Genomic DNA, 17,368 nt, shown 5'->3' with positions numbered 1-17,368 from the left:
CACGAGCGCGACCCCGGGCCCCGTCACGGGAGGACCTCGCGCACGAGCGCGACCAGGGCGACGGCGAGCAGGGCGTGCGCGCGTTTGCGGTCCAGGGCGCCGCGCTCCAGCCACTCCCGGGCGGTGGCCTTGGCCAGGCCGCAGTACGCCCGCATCACGGCCCGGTGCGCGCCCGTGTCGGGCAGGCCGACGGCGGTCAGGATGCTCGCCGCGGCGACCTCGTCGGCCTCGGCCAGGACCCGGCGCACGTCGGGGTCGCCGGCGTCGACCGCGGCCAGCCAGGCGGTGCTGTGCCGGGCGATGACGTCGAGGAACCAGGCGACGCTGGCGTCGACCCGGGTCACCAGGTCGCCCGCGGGCAGCTGCTCGACGGCGACCGGCGGGATGGTGACGAGGACCCGGACCGCCTCGGTGTACAGGTCGCGCTTGGTGCCGAAGTAGTGGTTGATGAGGCCCCGGGCGACGCCGGCGGCCGCGGCGATGTCGGTCGTGGAAACGTCGGCGTAGGGCCGCTCGCCGAAGAGCCGCACCGCGCACGACAGGATCTGCGCGCGCCGCTGGTCCGGCTCCAGGCGGCGGCCGCGCTCGGCGATGGTCGTCACCGGGCGATCCGGCGGTACGGCGCGCCCAGCTCCGGGCGCGGGTCGGGCTCGCCGCGCCGCGGCCACATCGACACGGCCCGCTCGGCCAGCGCGGTGATCGTGAGCGACGGGTTGACGCCCAGGTTCGCCGTGACCGCGGCGCCGTCGATGACGTGCAGCCCGGGATGGCCGAAGACGCGGTGGTACGGGTCGATGACGCCGTGCTCGGGGTCGGCGCCGATCGCCGCGCCGCCGATGAAGTGCCCCGTCACCGGCCGGCCGGCGAGCTCGGTCACGGAGCCGAGCGGGATGCCGTCGATCTTGTCGGCCACGCGCCGGGCGACGTCGTGGGCGATCGGCAGGTACACCGGATTGGGCTCCCCGACCCCGCGCCGGCTGGTCAGCCGCCGGCCGCCGAACGGGCCGCGGCGGGGGCCGACCGTGATCGAGTTGTCCTTCGGCTGCATCGCGAGCAGGACGATCGTCTGCTGGGACCAGCGGCGCACCCAGAACAGCCGCGGCCAGTCGCGCCAGCTCGCCAGCGTCCGGCCGAGCCCGGCCAGCCAGCGTGGGGTCCGGCCGGTGTCGCCGACGAGGACGGCGGCCATGAGGCCGAGCAGGTTACTGCCCGGGCCGTAGCGCACCGGCTCGATGTGCGTCTCGGCGTCCGGGTGGATCGAGGACGTGATCGCCACCCCGTCGCTGAAGTCGGCGTCGCGGCGGCGGGCGCGCGGGCCCAGGATGGACTCGGAGTTGGTCCGGCTCAGCTCGCCCAGCCGGGGTGAGAGGTTGGGCAGGTCCCCGCTGCGCTTGAGGTGGTGCAGGAGCCGCTGGGTGCCCACGGCGCCCGCGGCCAGGACCACGTCGCGCGCGGTGAACGTGCGGGCCCGGCGGCGCAGCTTGCCGCCGGTGTGCACGGTCCGCACGGTGTAGCCGCCGCCCGGCCGGGGTGTCACCCGGGTCACGGTGGTGCGCTCGTGGACCTCGGCGCCGGCCCGCTCCGCGAGGTACAGATAATTCTTCACCGTCGTGTTCTTCGCCCCGACCCGGCAGCCGGTCATGCACGATCCGCAGAACGTGCAGGTGGTCCGCTCGGGGCCGGCGCCGCCGAAGTAGGGGTCGGGGACGGTCTCGCCGGGGCGCTCGCCGAACAGGACGCCGACCGGCGTGCGGCGGTAGGTGTGCGCGACCCCGAGGTCCTCGGCGACGGCGCGCAGGACCTCGTCGGCGGCGGTGGTGCGCGGGTTCTCGGCCACCCCGAGCATGCGTGACGCCTCGTCGTAGTGCGGGCCGAGCTCGGCCTTCCAGTCGGTGATCCCGGCCCACTGGGGGTCGGCGAAGAAGACGTCCGGCGGGCGGTACAGCGTGTTGGCGTACCCCAGCGAGCCCCCGCCGACGCCGGCCCCGGACAGCACGAGCACGTCGGGCGGCAGCGTCATGCGCAGGATGCCGTAACAGCCGGCGGCCGGCGCGAACAGGTAGTCGCGCAGCCGCCAGCTCGTCCGCGCGAAGTCCGCGTCGGCGAAGCGCCGCCCGGCCTCCAGGACCCCGACCCGGTAGCCCTTCTCGGCCAGGCGCAGCGCGCTGACGCTGCCGCCGAAGCCGGACCCAACGACGATGACGTCGTACTCCATGCGGCCACCGTGCCCCCTTGTTGTCAGGCTGTCAACAAGTACGATGCCGGGGTATGGCCACCCTCGTGCTGCTGCACGGCCTCGGAAGCCGCCGCGAGGTCTGGGACCCGGTCCGGCCCGCCCTGGACGCCCGCTTCGACGTGCGCGCCCTCGACCTGCCGGGCTTCGGCCTGACCCCGCCGAGCGGCGCCGCGTCGGTCCCGGAGCTGGCCGACTGGGTGCTCGCCACCGTGCCGGCGCCCTTCCACGTGGCCGGCAGCTCGATGGGCGGGGGCGTCGCCCTCGAGCTGGGCCGGCGCGGGGCGGCCCGGTCGGTGACGGCGTTCGCGCCGGTCGGCTTCTGGGGCCCGGCGTCGCGGCGCTGGTGCCAGGCGTCGGTCACCGCGGCCCGGGCCTGCGCCCGCGCGTTCGGGCCGGGCCTGCCGCGGCTCGCCGGGACGGCGGCGGGGCGGGTCGCGCTGTTCGGGCTGTTCTTCGGCCACCCCACACGGGTCGACCCGGCGGCGGGGGTCGCGGACGCGCGCTCGCTCGCCGTGGCGCCCGGGTTCCGGGCGGCCCGGGACGCGTTCGCCGGGTACCGGTTCGGGGAGCCGGGCGCGCTGACGGACATTCCCGTCACCGTGGCCTGGGGGCCGCGGGACCTGATCCTGCCGGCGTTCCAGGCGCGGCGGGCCGGGCGGCTGCTGCCGGGGGCGCGGCATGTGCGCCTGCGCGGGTGCGGGCACCTGCCCTTCGCCGACGACCCGGAGGCGTGTGCGGGGCTGATCACCGAGACGGCGGCCGGCGCTTGACGCGCGCGGTCGTGGGCCGGGCTGCGCGCCGATGCGGCGGCCGGTGCTTGACGCGCGCGGTCGTGGGCCGGGCTGCGCGCCGATGCGGCGGCCGGTGCTTGACGCGCGCGGTCGTGGGCCGGGCCGGGCGCCGATGCCGCGGCCGGCGCTTGAACGCTCACCGCTTTGGACGCGCCGTGCCGGCGAGTCGAGCGCCGTGCGGGGTTGATCGCGAACGACTTCGGGCCGCGCCGGCACCGTTTGGCCGGTCCGATTCTCAGTCCCGACGGGGGCCGGCCGCGGCAACTTGGTTTGTTCCCCGGACGCGTGTCTTGGCGTGCTTGACGCGCGCTCTTCCGGCGACATGATTGGGGCATGGCGACGAAGGGCACCGCGGAGGTCACGCTCCCGGCCGACCTGCAGATCCTCATCACCCGCGAGTTCGACGCGCCCAAGGCGCAGGTCTGGCGGGCCTACACCACGCCCGAGCTCGTGGAGCGCTGGTGGGCCGGCGACCGGGGCACGGTCCGCAGTGCCGAGATCGACCTGCGGGTGGGGGGCTCGTGGCGGTACGCCATGATCGCCAACGGTGGCTTCGAGGTCGCCTTCCACGGGGAGTACCGGGCGATCGAGGCCCCGGACCGGCTCGTCAACACCGAGGTCTTCGAGGGGCTGCCCGACCCCGACGCGCACAGCGGCGTCGTCACCGTGACGTTCACCGAGACCGGCGGGCGTACGCGCATGGAGATGCTGTGCGAGTACGACGACGAGGAGACCCGCGACTCGGTCATCGCCTCCGGGATGGAGAGCGGAATGCAGGAGTCGCTCGACCACCTGGAGGCCGTCGCGGCGTCCCTCTAAGCCGTGCCGAGCAGGGGCGGCAGCGCGAACAGCATCACCATGGACCACGTCACGTGGGTGAGCATCGGGGCCAGGATGCCGCCCGACGCGCGGCGCTGCAGGCCCAGCACGGTGCCGAGCACCGCCGCGGCGAAGACCAGCATCGGGTTGGCCGTCGCGATGGTCGCCAGGGCGTAGACGACCGTCGAGATCAGCACCGGGCGGACGCGGCCGATCGCGGCGAACAGGGCGCCGCGGAAGAAGACCTCCTCGGCCAGGCCGTTGAGCACGGTGACCGCGGTGATGGGGACGATCGCGCCGTAGCGGGCGTGGTCGAGCACCTCGCCGGCGTAGTCGCGCAGCGGCGGGATGTGGGCCACGACCAGCGCGCCGGCCACGAACACGGCCCCGACGAGCAGGCCCGTGGCGATCGGGGTCAGGACGGGGCGGCGGAGCTGGTCGCGGTACAGGATGCGGCCCAAATGCAGGCGGCCCGAGAGCAGGCTTCCGGCGACCCAGGTCGCCGCGACCGCGAGGGTCGTCGCGTAGAACAGCGGGTCGCCGGGGCGGATGGTCAGGGACCAGCCCAGCAGTACCGCGCCCGCGACGAGGGTCGCCGCCACCACGATCCGGCGGCGGCGCACGGCCGCGGGCGCCTCCTCGTGGCTGCGCGGGACGCGGTCGACGAAGGCGGCCCGGGCCAGGTCGCGCAGGCCCTTCACCGGGTGCCCACGCCCAGCTCCGTACGGACCTCCCGCACGTGTTCGCGGGCGTCGCCGGCGGCGCGGCGGGCGGTCTCGGCCGCCTCCGCGGCCTCGGCGGCGGCGGTCGCGGTCCGCTCCGCCTCCCGCTCGGCGAGCTCGGCCGCACGCTCGGCCAGGGCGAGGCGCACGGCGTCGTCGTAGCCGAGGGCGGGGCCGGGGACGAGCTCGGCGACGGGGTGCTCGCGCACGACGGTCTCGGCGCTGAGGGAGTCCACGAGGTTGCGGGCGGTCGGGATGTCCACGTCGGTGACCAGCGACAGCCACATCGAGGACAGCCGGGGCGTGAGCAGGGGGACGGTCACGTTGGGCAGGTACTTGCCGCGGAGCTTCGCCACCCGCTGGAGCATGTCGGCGAAGCTGAGCACGTCGGGGCCGCCCACCTCGTAGACGCGGCCGGCCGCCGCCTCGGACTCCGCGGCGGCGCGTAGGTACCGCAGCATATCGGGCAAAGCGACGGGCTGGGTGCGGGTCGTGACCCACTGCGGGGTGATCAGGGCCGGCAGGTGGTCGACGAGCTGGCGGGTGATCTCCCACGAGATGCCGCCGTGCCCGACGATGACCGCCGCCCGCAGCGTCGTCACCGGCACCGGGCCGGCGGTCAGGATCTCCTCGACCTCGCGCCGCGAGCGCAGGTGGTCCGAGAGCGCGTCGCCGTCCGCGCCGAGCCCGCCGAGGTACACGATCCGCTTCGTCCTTGCCCCGGCGGCCGCGGCGGCGAAGTTTCGTGCCGCGGCGGCGTCGCGCTCGACGAAGTCGTCCAGGCCCAGCGAGTGCACGAGGTAGTAGGCGACGTCCACGCCCTCGAGCGCGGCGCGCAGGCTCGCGGGGTCGCCGACGTCCCCGGCGACGGGCTCGCCCGCCCCGGAGTACTGCTGCGGCCGCCGGGTCATCGCGCGCACCCGGTGCCCGTGCGCGAGCAGCTCCGGGACGAGCTTCGAGCCGACGAACCCGGAGGCGCCGGTCACCAGGACGGTCAAGGTCATGCCTTCCCTGATACCACGCGGCGTTGCGTGTCACTCGCGGCTCCGCTATGTTAGCGCTCACATATACCGTACCCGATCCGTACCGCCACACGGAATGAGGTCCACCACCATGCGAAAGGCCCTTCTCGGGGCCGCGTTCGCGGGTGCGCTCGTTGTGAGCGCGCTCGTAGGCGTCGGCACCTCCCAGGCGGCGACATCGCAGCCCTGCGACATCTACGCCGCCGGCGGCACGCCCTGCGTCGCCGCGCACAGCACCACCCGGGCGCTCTACGGGACCTACAGCGGCGCGCTGTACCAGGTCCGCCGGGCCTCGGACAACACCACGAAGGACATCGCGCCGGTCAGCGCGGGCAGCTACGCCAACGCCGCCACGCAGGACACCTTCTGCGCGAACACGTCGTGCGTGATCACGATCATCTACGACCAGTCGGGCCGCAACAACCGCCTCACCCAGGCCCCGCCCGGCGGCTTCAACGGCCCGGCGGCCGGCGGCTACGACAACCTCGCCAACGCCACCGCCGCGCCCGTCACGATCGGCGGGCACAAGGTGTACGGCGTGTTCGTCGCCCCGGGCACCGGCTACCGCAACAACAACACCAACGGCGTCGCGACCGGCGACCAGCCCGAGGGCATGTACTCCATCTTCGACGGCACCCACTTCAACGGCGGCTGCTGCTTCGACTACGGCAACGCCGAGCGCAACAGCCGCGACAACGGCAACGGCACGATGGAGGCCATCTACTTCGGCAACATCAAGGTCTGGGGCTACGGCGCCGGCAACGGCCCGTGGATCATGGCGGACCTCGAGAACGGCCTGTTCTCCGGCGTCAACCAGCACCTCAACTCCGGTGACCCGAGCATCAGCCACCGGTTCCTGACCGCGATCGTCAAGGGCGAGCCGAACCACTGGGCCATCCGGGGCGGCAACGCGCAGTCCGGCAGCCTGGGCACCTTCTACAACGGGGTGCGGCCCAACGTCGCCGGGTACAACCCGATGAAGAAGGAAGGCGCGATCATCCTCGGCATCGGCGGCGACAACAGCGTCGGGGCCGCGGGCACCTTCTACGAGGGCGTCATGACCTCGGGCTACCCGTCCGACGCCACCGAGAACTCGGTCCAGGCCAACATCGTGGCCGCGAACTACAACACCTCCGGCAGCACCAGCGGCCCCGCCGTCGGCTCCACCATCTCGCTGCGGGCCACCACCGCCTGCTGCACCACCCGCTACATCAGCCACTCCGGCGCGACCGTCTCGACCCAGGTCGTGAGCGCGTCGAACACGGCCACGGAGAAGGCCAACGCCTCCTGGATCGTGCGCGCCGGGCTCGGCAGCAGCGCGTGCTACTCCTTCGAGTCGAAGAACACGAGCGGGCAGTACCTGCGGCATCAGAACTACCAGATCTCGTTGCAGGCCAACGACGGCAGCTCCCTGTTCGCCCAGGACGCGACGTTCTGCTCGGAGGCCGGCAAGAACGGGCAGGGCAACTCGTTCCGGTCACTCAACTTCGCGGACCGCTACATCCGCCACTACAGCAACAACGTCTACATCGCCAGCAACGGCGGCTCCAACGCGTGGGACGCCACCGGCCTGTGGGCCGACGACGTGAGCTGGGTCGTCACCGCCCCCTGGACCCCCTGAGGGGTTTTGATCCCGTATCGAAGTCGGTAAGTTCGGGTGTCATGAGGAATCGCATCGTCGCGATCGCGCTCGGACTTGCCGTCGTCCTCGGTGCCGGCGGCTTCGGATGGCCGCCGGCACCGTCGTGGAAACTGCTCGACACCGGCTCCACGGCCCGGCTGCGCGGCCTCGCCGCGGTCAGCGAGCGGGTGGCGTGGGCCTCCGGTACCGGCGGCACCGTGCTGCGCACCGCCGACGGCGGGCGCACGTGGCGGTCGGTGGGCCCGCCCGACACCGCCGACCTGCAGTTCCGCGACATCGAGGCCTTCGACGCCGAGCACGCCGCCGTGCTGTCGATCGGCAATGGCGATGCTTCCCGGGTGTACCTCACCGCCGACGGCGGCCGCACCTGGACCGAGACCTTCCGCAACACGGACCCGGCGGCCTTCTACGACTGCTTCGCGTTCTCCGGCCGACACGGCCTCGCCCTCGGCGACCCGGTGAACGGCCGCTTCCAGCTCCTGTCGACCGCCGACGGCGGCCGGCACTGGGCACCGCTGAACGCCGACCTGCCCCCGGCCCTCGACGGCGAGTTCGCCTTCGCCGCGAGCGGCACGTGCCTGGTGACCGCCGGCCCCGACGCCTGGATCGCCACGGGCGGCGGCGCCGTGTCGCGCGTCCTGCACAGCGCGGACTTCGGCCGCCACTGGAGCGTCGCCACCAGCCCGATCCCGTCCGGCCCGACGGCGGGCATCTTCTCGCTCGCCTTCCGCGACCGCGCGCACGGCCTCGCCGTCGGCGGCGACTTCGCCGCCCCGGCCACCGCCCCGTCCGGCGCCGCCACGAGCCGCGACGGCGGGCGCACGTGGGCCGTCGCGCGCACGGTGCCCGGCGAGTACCGCTCCGGGGTGGCCTGGCGCTCCTCCCACGACGACACCGCCTTCGCGGTCGGCCCGACGGGCAGCGACTGGACCCGCGACGGCGGCCGCACCTGGGCCCGCTTCGACACCGGCAGCTTCGACTCGGTGGCCTGCGCGGCCGGGGCCTGCTGGGCGTCCGGGGAGGCGGGGCGCGTCGCCGTCCTCCGGTTCCGCTGAAATGACCCGACCCGGAGGCGCCGGTAATGTTCGTCTGGTACGTGGTCGCGAGCCTGCTGCTCGCCGCCATCCTGGTCGGCTCCGCCCTCGGCAAGCTGCGCCGCGCCGACGCGGTGGTGCAGAACCTCGACCGGGCCGCGGTACCGCACGCCTGGTACCCCTGGCTGGCCACGGCCGAGCTCGCCGGCGCCGCGGGGCTGCTCGCGGGCCTGGCGTGGCGTCCGCTGGGCACGGCGGCCGCGACGGGCCTGACGCTGTACTTCATCGGCGCCCTGGCCGCCCACCTCAAGGCCGGCGACCGGACCGGCCTGGGCCCGGCCGGGTTCCTGCTGTTCCTGTCCGCCGCCGCGGGCGTGACGTCGCTGCTGTAGCGGGGACGAACCGTTCGAGCGAGGTCATTCCGCCGCGCCCCTTGGCACAATGAGGCCGTGTCGGCAGTGGAGATGATTCTCGCGGCGTTACGTGCGGGAGCGGGCAACCCGGCGGTCGCGGAGCCCTATGCGGTGCTGCGCCGCCGCCTCCCGCCGGTCCTCGACCCCGGAGCCGAGTTCGACGAGGAGACCCTGGAGGCCGCGCGGGTTGTGCTGCGGCTCGCCGGTCCGCGGTACACCGTCGGCATCCACGGCGCCGAGGGCGTCCAGGTCGGCGACCACAACGTGCAGATCCTGCTGACGCTCCCCCCACTGTCGCCGGCGGCGTAGCCGGGTCACCCGCCGCCGGCACCGCACCGGACGACCCCCGCCTTCCCGGCATCGTCCCCCAATCGGCCTACCTGGAGCAGGTCCGCCGCATCGCGCCCCCGCAGCTGCGGGACCGCGAGCCGGAGCTGGCCGCGCTGGCCGCCTTCTGCGCCGCCGCCGACCCCGCCCCCGCCTACCTGTGGTGGCGGGCCCCGGCCTGGGCCGGCAAGTCGGGCCTGCTGTCCTGGTTCGTCCTGCACCCGCCGCCCGGCGTGCTGGTCGTGTCGTTCTTCATCACGGGCCGCTTCGCCGGCCAGGCGGACCGCGTCGCCTTCACCGACGTGGTCGTCGAGCAGCTGGCCGAGCTGCTGAACACCCCGCTGCCGGCCATGTTCACCGACGCGACCCGCGAGGCGCACCTCCTGCGCCTGCTGTCGCGGGCGGCGGCCCACTGCCGGGAGCGGGGGCAGAGCCTGGTCCTGGTGGTGGACGGCCTGGACGAGGACCGGGGCGTCACGGTAGGACCGTCGGCGCACAGCATCGCCGCGCTGCTCCCGCCGGCCCCGGTCCCGGGCCTGCGCATCATCGTGGCGGGCCGGCCCGACCCGCGCATCCCGCACGACGTACCGGACGAGCACCCGCTGCACGACCCGTCGACGGTCCGGGCGCTGGCCACGTCGCCGCACGCCCAGGTCGTACGCCAGGACGCCGAGCGCGAGCTGCGCCACCTCCTGCACGGCAGCGCGACCGAGCAGGACCTGCTGGGCCTGCTGACCGCCTCGGGCGGCGGCCTGGCGGGCGCGGACCTGGCCGAGCTGACCGGCCTGGAACCGTGGCGCGTGGACGAGCACCTGGGCGCGGTCTCGGCCCGCACCTTCACCCGGCGGGCCGACGCCTACGTCCTGGCCCATGAGGAGCTCGAGGCCCAGGCCACCGCCGCGCTGGCGAGCCGCCTCCCCGCGTACCGGGACCGCATCGACGCGTGGGCGGAGACGTACCGGGCCCGCGGCTGGCCCGACGGCACGCCCGGGTACCTGCTCCGCGGCTACTTCCAGCTCCTGCACGGCGCGGGCGACGAGCCGCGGATGCTCGCGTGCGCGCTCGACCGTGCCCGCCACGAGCGCCTGCTGACGGCGACGGGAGCCGACTTCGCGGCGCTGTCCGAGATCGTCGCGACCGCCCGGCACCACTTCGACCGCCACGACCGGCCCGAGCTGGTGACGCTGGCCCGGCTGGCGGTGCGCCGCGACGAGCTGCATCAGCGCAACCAGAACACCCCGGTCGATCTGCCCGCCGTGTGGGCGGCAATGGGCTTCCCCGATCGCGCCGAGGCGATGGCCCGCTCGATGACCGACCCGGGGCGTCGCTCCCAAGCCCTGACTGCGGTGGCCGCGGTGTTGTTGAAGGCCGGTGACAGCGAGCGGTCACGGCTCCTGGCGATCGACGCGGCCGCTGCCACCGATCCGGGTTCCGATCTCGGGCAGTTCACACGGGCTCAGATGGCCATCGCCGCAGCTTTGCTGGAGGCCGGGGACCTGTCCTCGGCTGAGGCCGTCGCCCGCCAAATGACCGATCAGTTCGCGCAGGTCAATACGCTGGTGGCGTTGGCCGGGCGGCACGACCTGGCAACGGCTCGAACGGTCGCGCTCGAGGCCGACTCGGCTGCCTTTGCGATCGCCGACCCGTTTCAGCAGGCGATGGCTCTGGCCGCCGTTTCCACTGCGTTGGTGCGAGTCGGCGAGCGCGATCGGGCCGGTCGCGCGCTGGCGGGAGCGCAGGCCGTCCTGGAGTTGATAACCGAGCCCGAACCCGTCATGAAGGCTTTTGCCGCGACCGCCGAGGCGTCCATCCGGACCGGGCAGCTGCGACGGGCAAGGGCGGTCGCCAACGCACAGCTCGAGCCATACCGTCGGGCGTTGGCTCTCACCGCGCTGGCGGCTGCGGCCCTGCAGGCTGGCGAAGCGGAACGGGCCTGCACGATCGCCCTCAGCGCCGAAGTGGCGTCCCGGGTTCTCGATCCTCGACGGGACCGCGCCGAAGCTCTGACCAGGATAGCGTCGGTGCTGCTGCGGGCTGGAAGCGTCGGTCCGGCTTGCCTCCTGACGGCCGAGGCCGAGATTGCCGCTCGGGCGATTGTCGGAGTTGACCGGAGAGCCGCGGCACTTACGGCCATCGCGTTGGTGCTTGCGCGGGCCGGAGACATGGACCATGCCGAGGCCGTGGCCACCGAGGCGGAGGCCGCCGCTGGAACGATCACCAGCCACCTCATTCGAGTGCAGGCGTTGACCGCGGTGGCGGTCGCGTACGTGGACGCGGACGCCGTGGAGCGGGCTGAGCACGTCGTTAGCGAGCTCATCGAACCGTACGCCCGCGCGGAGGCGATGTGCGAGGTGGCAGCGGCCCTCGTGCGTGCCGGCGAACTGCGGCGAGCTGAGGATCTCGCATTGGCGGCCGAGGCGGCCGCACGGCCGATCGTCGACAAGAGCAGGAAGGATCTTGCTAAAGCCGCGCTGGCGGTTGCTTTGGTGCGGGTCGGCGCGGCCAGCCGAGGCGAAGCGGTGGCGCAGGCGGTTGTTGATCCCGCCTGCAGGGACGCGGCCGTCGCGGAGATAAGTGCACTGATGACCGGCGCAGGGAAGTTCGACGAGGCGTACGCGGCAATCCGGTTGATCGAATCCGGCTACGTGCGGTCGGCAGCAATCGCGCAATTCGTCCCTCCTCTGATCAGTGCCGGTGAGCTCGATCGCGCATCTGCGGCAATCCGCATGATCGCGGAGCCTCTCCAGCAGTCTGATGCGCTGTCGGCCGTGTCGATGGCGTTGATCGAGGCCGGTCGCGTGAGGGAGGCCGAGAAGCTCGTCGCGGAGCTCGACGACGCGTCCGGGCATGACGCCGTGTTCGCGGACGTCATTTCCGCGCTCGTCCGGGTCGGCAAGATCTCACGGGCCGAAGACAACGTACGCACGGCGCCGAACTCGGGCCGGCGGTCCCGAGCCCTTGCGGCATTGGTCTCCGCTCTCGTCGATATGGGCGAAGTCGTGCAGGCGGAGAGGATCGTGAGTCGACTGGGGTTCGTGACCCCGTCGGTTTCTACGGTCCTGATCCATGCGCTGCTGGAGGCGGGTGATCTCGAGCGGTCGGTTCGTTTCGTCGTCTCGGGGCCGTCGCCCTTCCCGGCGGGCTCCGCTGCCGTTATGCGAGCCCTCGTCCGGTCCGGCTCCGACGACTTGGCGAGGGCGCTCGCCGTCGATGCCTGGGACCGGATTGGCCGCGGCACCGCATTGTTCGCCGATCCGGATTCGGCCATGGACGTCGCTTGCATGCAGGTTTATGCCGGCCAGGCGGATCGGGCGGAGGCGGTCGCCCGGTCCGTGGGAGATCCACAGACTCGGACCGCGGTTTGCGAGGCGTTGTTCGGTGCCCTCATCGAGGCGGGTGATCCCGGCGGGGCGGAGCGGCTGGCCAGTTCGCCGTACAGCGAGGAACGGTGCGGACGGCTCGTGGTGGCGCTCGCGGGTGCCGGTCATGTCGACCGCGCCGCGGGAGTGGCGCGCGCGATCCGGGACCCGCGCCGCCGCTCGGACGCCCTGCGTTGCGTTGCGTTGACCCTCATCGACGGTGGCGATCCGGAAGCAGCGACCGACATCATTGCCGATTTCGACGATCCGCTGGATCAGGTCGTCGTGCTTGCCGGAATCACGTCCGTGTTCGTCCGAGCCGGGCGGTTGGATGAGGCCACGCGGACCGCAGCACATGCACTCGCCGCAGTGCACGCCGCCGCCGACAAACAACAGACGATTGCTGCTGGCGCTGTCGCTGTCGCGCTCGCTGGTCGCCGCATCGCAGCGGCCGAAGTGCGCGTCGGCGTTCGGGGCCATCCGCTCCAGCACGCGGAGGCGCTCGAGCGGATGGTCGACGCGCTCCTCGACCTGGGGGACATCGAGCGCGCAAAGTCGGTGGCGACCTGCATATCCCATGAAGAGCGACGGGCCGGATCGCTGGCCCGGGTGGTCGATGCGCTCCTCTCCGTGGGTGACATCGCACGCGCTGAGGTGGTGGCCCGCGACATCGCGTGGGCCCCGACGCGCGCATTGGTCCTGGCCCGGGTGGCGACCACATATCTGCGCGTCGGCGATGCCCCGCGGGCGGAAATGGTGCTGCGGCCCGACGGCGTCACGGGTCGATGGGACCTGGCGCTCGCCCGGGAGCAGGATGCGCCGCTCACCGCACTGGCGCTGCTGATCGGGGAGTGGTCGACTGCCGTGGCGGCGCTCGCGGCAGTCGACCCCGATGCGGTGCTGGCGATCGCGGACGAGCTCGGCTACTGACCCGCGGCCTACTCGAAGTCGCCGAAGTCGCCGCCGTCGTCGAAGACCTCGTCGATGACCTCGCCCGCTACCAGGCCGCCCACGATGCCCGCCGCGCCCGCCGCGACCACCGTGCCCATGCCCATCCCGCGCCGCGCGTGGGAGCCGTGGCCGTGGCCATGGCCGTAGGCGGGGGCGGAGAAGTGGCGGTCGGTGGCCTCGCGGAGCCAGCCGTCGACCATCGCGGTCCAGTTGGTGGCGCCGGCCGCGGCGTGGGTGATGCCGAAGCGGCTGTAGGCATCGTGGCCGCCGCGCCTGTCCAGGGCCAGGAGCACCTCCAGGCCGTCCGGGTCGGCGACGAAGGTCAGCTCGACCTCGTTGACGCGGCCCGCGTACCGGTCCGGCGGCCAGAACTCGATCTCCTGGTGGATCGGCAGGCGCTGCGGCACGCCCTGGAGGTGGCCGTGCTCCACCTCGGCGTGTTTGAAGCGGAAGCCGAGCTCGGCGAAGGCGTCGAGGATCGCCTGCTGGGCCGGGAGCGGCGTGATCGAAACCGGGTCGAGGTCGCCCTTGTCGCGGGCTCCCGCGATCTCCAGTTCGGTGCGTACGCCCATCACCATGCCGCGCAGGGGGCGGTCGTACACGCTCGTGATCGGGGTCTCCCACGGGACCGCCAGGCGGAACGGGATCGACTCGGTGGTGCCGGCGCGGACGGTGAAGTGGTCGGCGACCGACTCGCGGTGCAGGTCGAGGGCGCCGGTGGCCAGCGCGAGCACGACGTGCTCGATGCGGGCGTCGGCGTCGCCGCCCTGGATGTGCACGTGGCCGTCGAGGAAGCCGCCGGGACGGGCGGTCGGGGTGTCGAGCACCGTGTCGACGCTCGGGCCGCCGACCCCGAGGGCGGCGAGCATCTTCTTGAACACCATGTCACCCGACACTATCACGTGGCGCTGTACAGTCTCCGTGAAAGCCACTCCGCCGACGCCCGTCCGAGCGCCGTCGCCGTGACGCCCACCGCCGGGTTCGTGGCCCGCAGCGCCAGCGCCAGCAGGAAGCCCGCGTGCGCGGCGAGGAACGCGTCGACCGTGCGGGGCGGCAGGTCGCGGGTCAGCGGGTTCGCCGCGCACAACGCGGCGGCGTCCGGGGCGCCGGCCATCAGCATGAGCGCGTCGCAGTAGCGCGGGCCGACCCACGCGTGCGCCCAGTCCACGATGTACACACGCGAGGGCGACACCAGCGCGTTGAACAGGTACAGGTCGCCGTGCAGCAGCGTGTCGCCGTCCCGGGCGGCCGCGGACTCCAGCGCCACCAGGTCGTCGAGGTGCTCGGCGGCCCACGGCGACACCCGCGCCAGATCCGCCGCGGCCAGCCCGGCGAACCCGCCCAGCCGCGGCGCGGTCGCCGGGCGCACGGGGGCCGGCGTCAGCGCGGAGGCCATGGCGGTCACGGTGTCGAGGACCCGCGGCCGGTCCGCCGGAGAGGGCAGCACCGCCGCCACGAACTCGAAGACCAGCACGGCCCAGGGGCCGTCGTCAAAAGCGAACAGCAGAGGCGGCGACGGTACCGACACAGGCAGCCGCGCCGCGACGACCGCCTCGCGCCGGTGGAAGTCGCGCACCGCCGGGTCGGCCGCCGCCTTCACGAACACGTCCCGCCCGCCGGCGAGCCGCAGCCGGGCCGCGGCCCCCTCCGAGTGCCCGCCGCTCACATCGACCGCGCCGGCCACCCTGCTACCGAGACGCGCCTCCACACCCGCCCGCACCGGCCCCGGCACGGCGGACCACGAGATCCCCATGGCAGGACAGTAGCTTTCAAGTGGACCATCAGTGGGTACGCAACCCGCATGGCGGAACTGGGCTGGCTGGGTGTGGTGCGGCACGGGCAGAGCGTCGGCAACGTGCGGGCGGAGGCGGCCGAGCGCGGCGGGCTCGAGGTCATCGACCTCGCGGAGCGCGACGCCGACGTGCCGCTGACCGACCTCGGCCGCGAGCAGGCCGCCGCCGTCGGCCGGTGGATTCGCGCGCTGCCCGCGCCCGAGGCGCCCGAGTTCGCCGTCGTCTCGCCCTACCTGCGCACCCGGGAGACGGCGGCGGTGGCGCTGGCCGGGACCGGGATCCCCGTGCGGTACGACGAGCGCCTCCGCGACCGCGAGCTCGGCGTGCTCGACCTGCTCACGAACCGGGGCGTGGCCGCGCGCCTGCCGCAGGAGGCGGCCCGGCGGCAGCGCCTCGGCAAGCTGTACTACCGGCCGCCGGGCGGCGAGTCCTGGTCCGACGTGCTGTTGCGCCTGCGCAGCCTGATGCGCGACGTGCGCGCGGACCACCCGGGCGGCCGGGTCCTGCTCGTCGGGCACGAGGCGATCGTGCTGCTGCTGCGGTACCTCCTCGAAGGCCTCGACGAGGAGACGCTCCTGGGGCTGTCCCGCGCGACCGCCATGGCCAACTGCTCGGTGAGCAGCTGGACCGGCGCCGGCGGGGTGCTGCGCCCCGAGCTGTTCAACGAGGTCGGCCACCTGCGCGAGGCGGCCGCGACGACGCAGGAGGCCGTCGGTGCCGACGACTGAGATCATCACGCCCCGGGTGCTGCGGGAGTGGCCGCTGCCCGAGCCCACCGGCGACAAGCACAGCCGCGGGACCGTCCTCGTCATCGGCGGGTCCCGCAACACCCCCGGCGGCGTGCTGCTGGCCGGGCTGGCCGCGCTGCGTGGCGGGGCCGGGCGGCTCCAGCTCGCGGTCACCGAGGGCACGGCCACGGCGCTGTCCATCGCGGTGCCGGAGGCGAAGGTCCTCGGCCTGCCCGAGACCCGCGAGGGCAGCGTCTCGTCCAAGCTGCCCCGGGCGCTGCTCGAGGACGTGGCCGAGGCCGACGCCGTCGCGCTCGGGCCCGGTCTGGACAACATCGAAGAAACGCAGAAAATCCTGGAGTCGGTACTGCCCGAGGCCGGCCCGGACGCCGTCGTCGTCCTCGACGCCTACGCCCTGGGCGCGCTGAGCCGCCGCCCGGAGGCGCTCGAGCACGCCAAGTGCGGCGCGGTGCTCACCCCGAACCGGACCGAGGCCGCGCACCTGCTCGGCCGCGACCTCGGCGACGACCTGGCCGCCGAGGCCGCCGCCGTCGCCGCGCGCTACCACGCCGCGGTCTGCCTGCACGGCCACGTCGCCGACCCGGACGGCCGCGTGTGGCGGGAGGAGAGCGGCGCCGCCGGCCTCGGCACCTCCGGCAGCGGCGACGTCCTCGCCGGCCTCGTGGCCGGGCTGCTCGCCCGGGGCGCCCGGCCCGCCCAGGCCGGCTGCTGGGCCACCTACGCGCACGCCGTCGCCGGCCAGCGCCTCGCCCCGCGCTTCGGGCGCACCGGCTACCTGGCCCGGGAGCTGCTGGACGAGGTGGCGTACACGATCGGCACCGTCTGAGGACCCGCGCTGCACCACGCGCCCGCGACAGTGGAGGTCATGCGGGCGTGGAAGCGGCGACACCCTGGCCCGCCTCGGCGGGGACGAGTTCGCGCTGCTGTGCCCAGGGGCGGGGGAGCCGGAGCTGCTGGCCCGGGGCGAGCGGCTGCTCGCGCAGCTGCGCCGGCCGATCGACGTCGGCGGCACCGAGCTGTTCGTGTCGGGCACGGCGGGGGCGCGCGCGTTCATCGCCGCGCCCGGCTCCGGACCGGGCGAGCACAGCGCGACCGCCGTGCTCGCCGACGCCGACGTGGCCCTGTACGCGGCGAAGGCGGCCGGCAAGGACCGCGTCGTCGGCTTCGACGACCAGCTGCGCGACCGGCAGCTGCAGCGCGGCCGGACCGCCGAGCGGCTGCGGGCGGCGCTGGCCGCCGGGCAGACCGCGCTGGTGCGGGCGATCGTCGACCTGGCGCGCCGCCTGAACCTGGTGACGGTCGCGGAGGGTGTGGAGACGCCGGAGCACTACGACCTGCTGCGCCGCCTCGGCTGCGACCGGGTGCAGGGGTACCTCCTCGGCCGCCCGGTGCCCGCCGGCGCCGTGCTGGAGCCGGTCGGCTGACTCACTCGCTTCAGACCTTATTGACAGCCGTAGCTCTCCGGTTCTAATGTCGGGGCACTTACTCGGTTCAGTAAAGGTACTGAACT

16 protein-coding genes are annotated in these 17,368 nt (G+C 73.9%); 10 read left to right on the top strand and 6 right to left on the bottom strand.

What is annotated here, in order from left to right; genetic code table 11:
* Nucleotides 1-23: 23 nt before the first annotated feature.
* Nucleotides 24-602 (bottom strand): TetR/AcrR family transcriptional regulator, encoded by a 579-nt coding sequence (locus ACPPVO_RS39110; RefSeq protein WP_426503607.1) that lies wholly within the window; start codon nucleotides 600-602, stop codon nucleotides 24-26.
* Nucleotides 599-2,215 (bottom strand): FAD-dependent oxidoreductase, encoded by a 1,617-nt coding sequence (locus tag ACPPVO_RS39105; RefSeq protein ID WP_426503606.1) that lies wholly within the window; start codon nucleotides 2,213-2,215, stop codon nucleotides 599-601. The genes ACPPVO_RS39110 and ACPPVO_RS39105 overlap by 4 nt, the downstream gene beginning before the upstream one ends.
* Nucleotides 2,216-2,268: 53 nt before the next feature.
* On the opposite strand from ACPPVO_RS39105, the gene ACPPVO_RS39100 reads away from it, so the two are divergent.
* A complete protein-coding gene (locus tag ACPPVO_RS39100) occupies nucleotides 2,269-3,006 on the top strand; it encodes an alpha/beta fold hydrolase (protein WP_426503605.1) in 738 nt (245 codons plus the stop codon).
* A 354-nt stretch (nucleotides 3,007-3,360) separates the two neighbouring features.
* Nucleotides 3,361-3,846, top strand: coding sequence for an SRPBCC family protein (locus ACPPVO_RS39095; RefSeq protein WP_426503604.1), 486 nt, complete (start codon nucleotides 3,361-3,363; stop codon nucleotides 3,844-3,846).
* On the opposite strand, the gene ACPPVO_RS39090 is transcribed toward ACPPVO_RS39095, so the two are convergent.
* Together ACPPVO_RS39090 and ACPPVO_RS39085 are read right to left on the bottom strand one after the other, a co-directional pair.
* On the bottom strand, nucleotides 3,843-4,547 hold the full coding sequence (locus ACPPVO_RS39090) for a CPBP family intramembrane glutamic endopeptidase (protein WP_360373105.1): 705 nt from the start codon (nucleotides 4,545-4,547) through the stop codon (nucleotides 3,843-3,845). The genes ACPPVO_RS39095 and ACPPVO_RS39090 overlap by 4 nt on opposite strands.
* Nucleotides 4,544-5,572, bottom strand: coding sequence for an NAD(P)H-binding protein (locus ACPPVO_RS39085; RefSeq protein WP_426503603.1), 1,029 nt, complete (start codon nucleotides 5,570-5,572; stop codon nucleotides 4,544-4,546). The genes ACPPVO_RS39090 and ACPPVO_RS39085 overlap by 4 nt, the downstream gene beginning before the upstream one ends.
* A gap of 109 nt (nucleotides 5,573-5,681) precedes the next feature.
* On the opposite strand from ACPPVO_RS39085, the gene ACPPVO_RS39080 reads away from it, so the two are divergent.
* From ACPPVO_RS39080 to ACPPVO_RS39060, 5 genes are all read left to right on the top strand, one after another.
* Nucleotides 5,682-7,211 (top strand): alpha-L-arabinofuranosidase B, encoded by a 1,530-nt coding sequence (locus tag ACPPVO_RS39080; protein ID WP_426503602.1) that lies wholly within the window; start codon nucleotides 5,682-5,684, stop codon nucleotides 7,209-7,211.
* Between the two features lie 41 nt (nucleotides 7,212-7,252).
* Nucleotides 7,253-8,287, top strand: coding sequence for a WD40/YVTN/BNR-like repeat-containing protein (locus ACPPVO_RS39075; RefSeq protein ID WP_426503601.1), 1,035 nt, complete (start codon nucleotides 7,253-7,255; stop codon nucleotides 8,285-8,287).
* A 26-nt stretch (nucleotides 8,288-8,313) separates the two neighbouring features.
* Nucleotides 8,314-8,658, top strand: coding sequence for a DoxX family protein (locus ACPPVO_RS39070; protein WP_426503600.1), 345 nt, complete (start codon nucleotides 8,314-8,316; stop codon nucleotides 8,656-8,658).
* A 57-nt stretch (nucleotides 8,659-8,715) separates the two neighbouring features.
* Nucleotides 8,716-8,988, top strand: a complete 273-nt coding sequence (locus ACPPVO_RS39065; protein ID WP_426503599.1) for a hypothetical protein — start codon at nucleotides 8,716-8,718, stop codon at nucleotides 8,986-8,988.
* A 260-nt stretch (nucleotides 8,989-9,248) separates the two neighbouring features.
* Nucleotides 9,249-13,295, top strand: a complete 4,047-nt coding sequence (locus tag ACPPVO_RS39060) for a hypothetical protein (RefSeq protein ID WP_426503598.1) — start codon at nucleotides 9,249-9,251, stop codon at nucleotides 13,293-13,295.
* A gap of 8 nt (nucleotides 13,296-13,303) precedes the next feature.
* Here the strand turns inward: ACPPVO_RS39060 and ACPPVO_RS39055 are convergent, their stop codons facing one another.
* Both ACPPVO_RS39055 and ACPPVO_RS39050 read right to left on the bottom strand, forming a co-directional pair.
* Nucleotides 13,304-14,200, bottom strand: a complete 897-nt coding sequence (locus ACPPVO_RS39055; RefSeq protein WP_426503597.1) for a sporulation protein — start codon at nucleotides 14,198-14,200, stop codon at nucleotides 13,304-13,306.
* Between the two features lie 14 nt (nucleotides 14,201-14,214).
* Nucleotides 14,215-15,069, bottom strand: a complete 855-nt coding sequence (locus ACPPVO_RS39050) for a hypothetical protein (RefSeq protein WP_426503596.1) — start codon at nucleotides 15,067-15,069, stop codon at nucleotides 14,215-14,217.
* A gap of 48 nt (nucleotides 15,070-15,117) precedes the next feature.
* Here ACPPVO_RS39050 and ACPPVO_RS39045 point away from each other — a divergent pair, with 48 nt between their 5' ends.
* From ACPPVO_RS39045 to ACPPVO_RS39035, 3 genes are all read left to right on the top strand, one after another.
* Nucleotides 15,118-15,837, top strand: a complete 720-nt coding sequence (locus ACPPVO_RS39045) for a histidine phosphatase family protein (protein WP_426503595.1) — start codon at nucleotides 15,118-15,120, stop codon at nucleotides 15,835-15,837.
* Nucleotides 15,824-16,684: an NAD(P)H-hydrate dehydratase gene (locus tag ACPPVO_RS39040; protein WP_426503594.1), complete on the top strand. Its 861-nt coding sequence runs from the start codon at nucleotides 15,824-15,826 to the stop codon at nucleotides 16,682-16,684. Before ACPPVO_RS39045 ends, ACPPVO_RS39040 begins: the two co-directional genes overlap by 14 nt.
* Nucleotides 16,685-16,748: 64 nt before the next feature.
* Nucleotides 16,749-17,282: an EAL domain-containing protein gene (locus tag ACPPVO_RS39035; RefSeq protein WP_426514779.1), complete on the top strand. Its 534-nt coding sequence runs from the start codon at nucleotides 16,749-16,751 to the stop codon at nucleotides 17,280-17,282.
* Nucleotides 17,283-17,368: the final 86 nt, after the last annotated feature.

The sequence above is a fragment of the Dactylosporangium sp. McL0621 genome (genome assembly GCF_049995355.1).
Taxonomy (GTDB): Bacteria; Actinomycetota; Actinomycetes; order Mycobacteriales; family Micromonosporaceae; genus Dactylosporangium.
The sequence above is the reverse complement of the archived record's forward strand: the minus strand, read 5'-3'. Positions and strand labels throughout refer to the sequence as shown.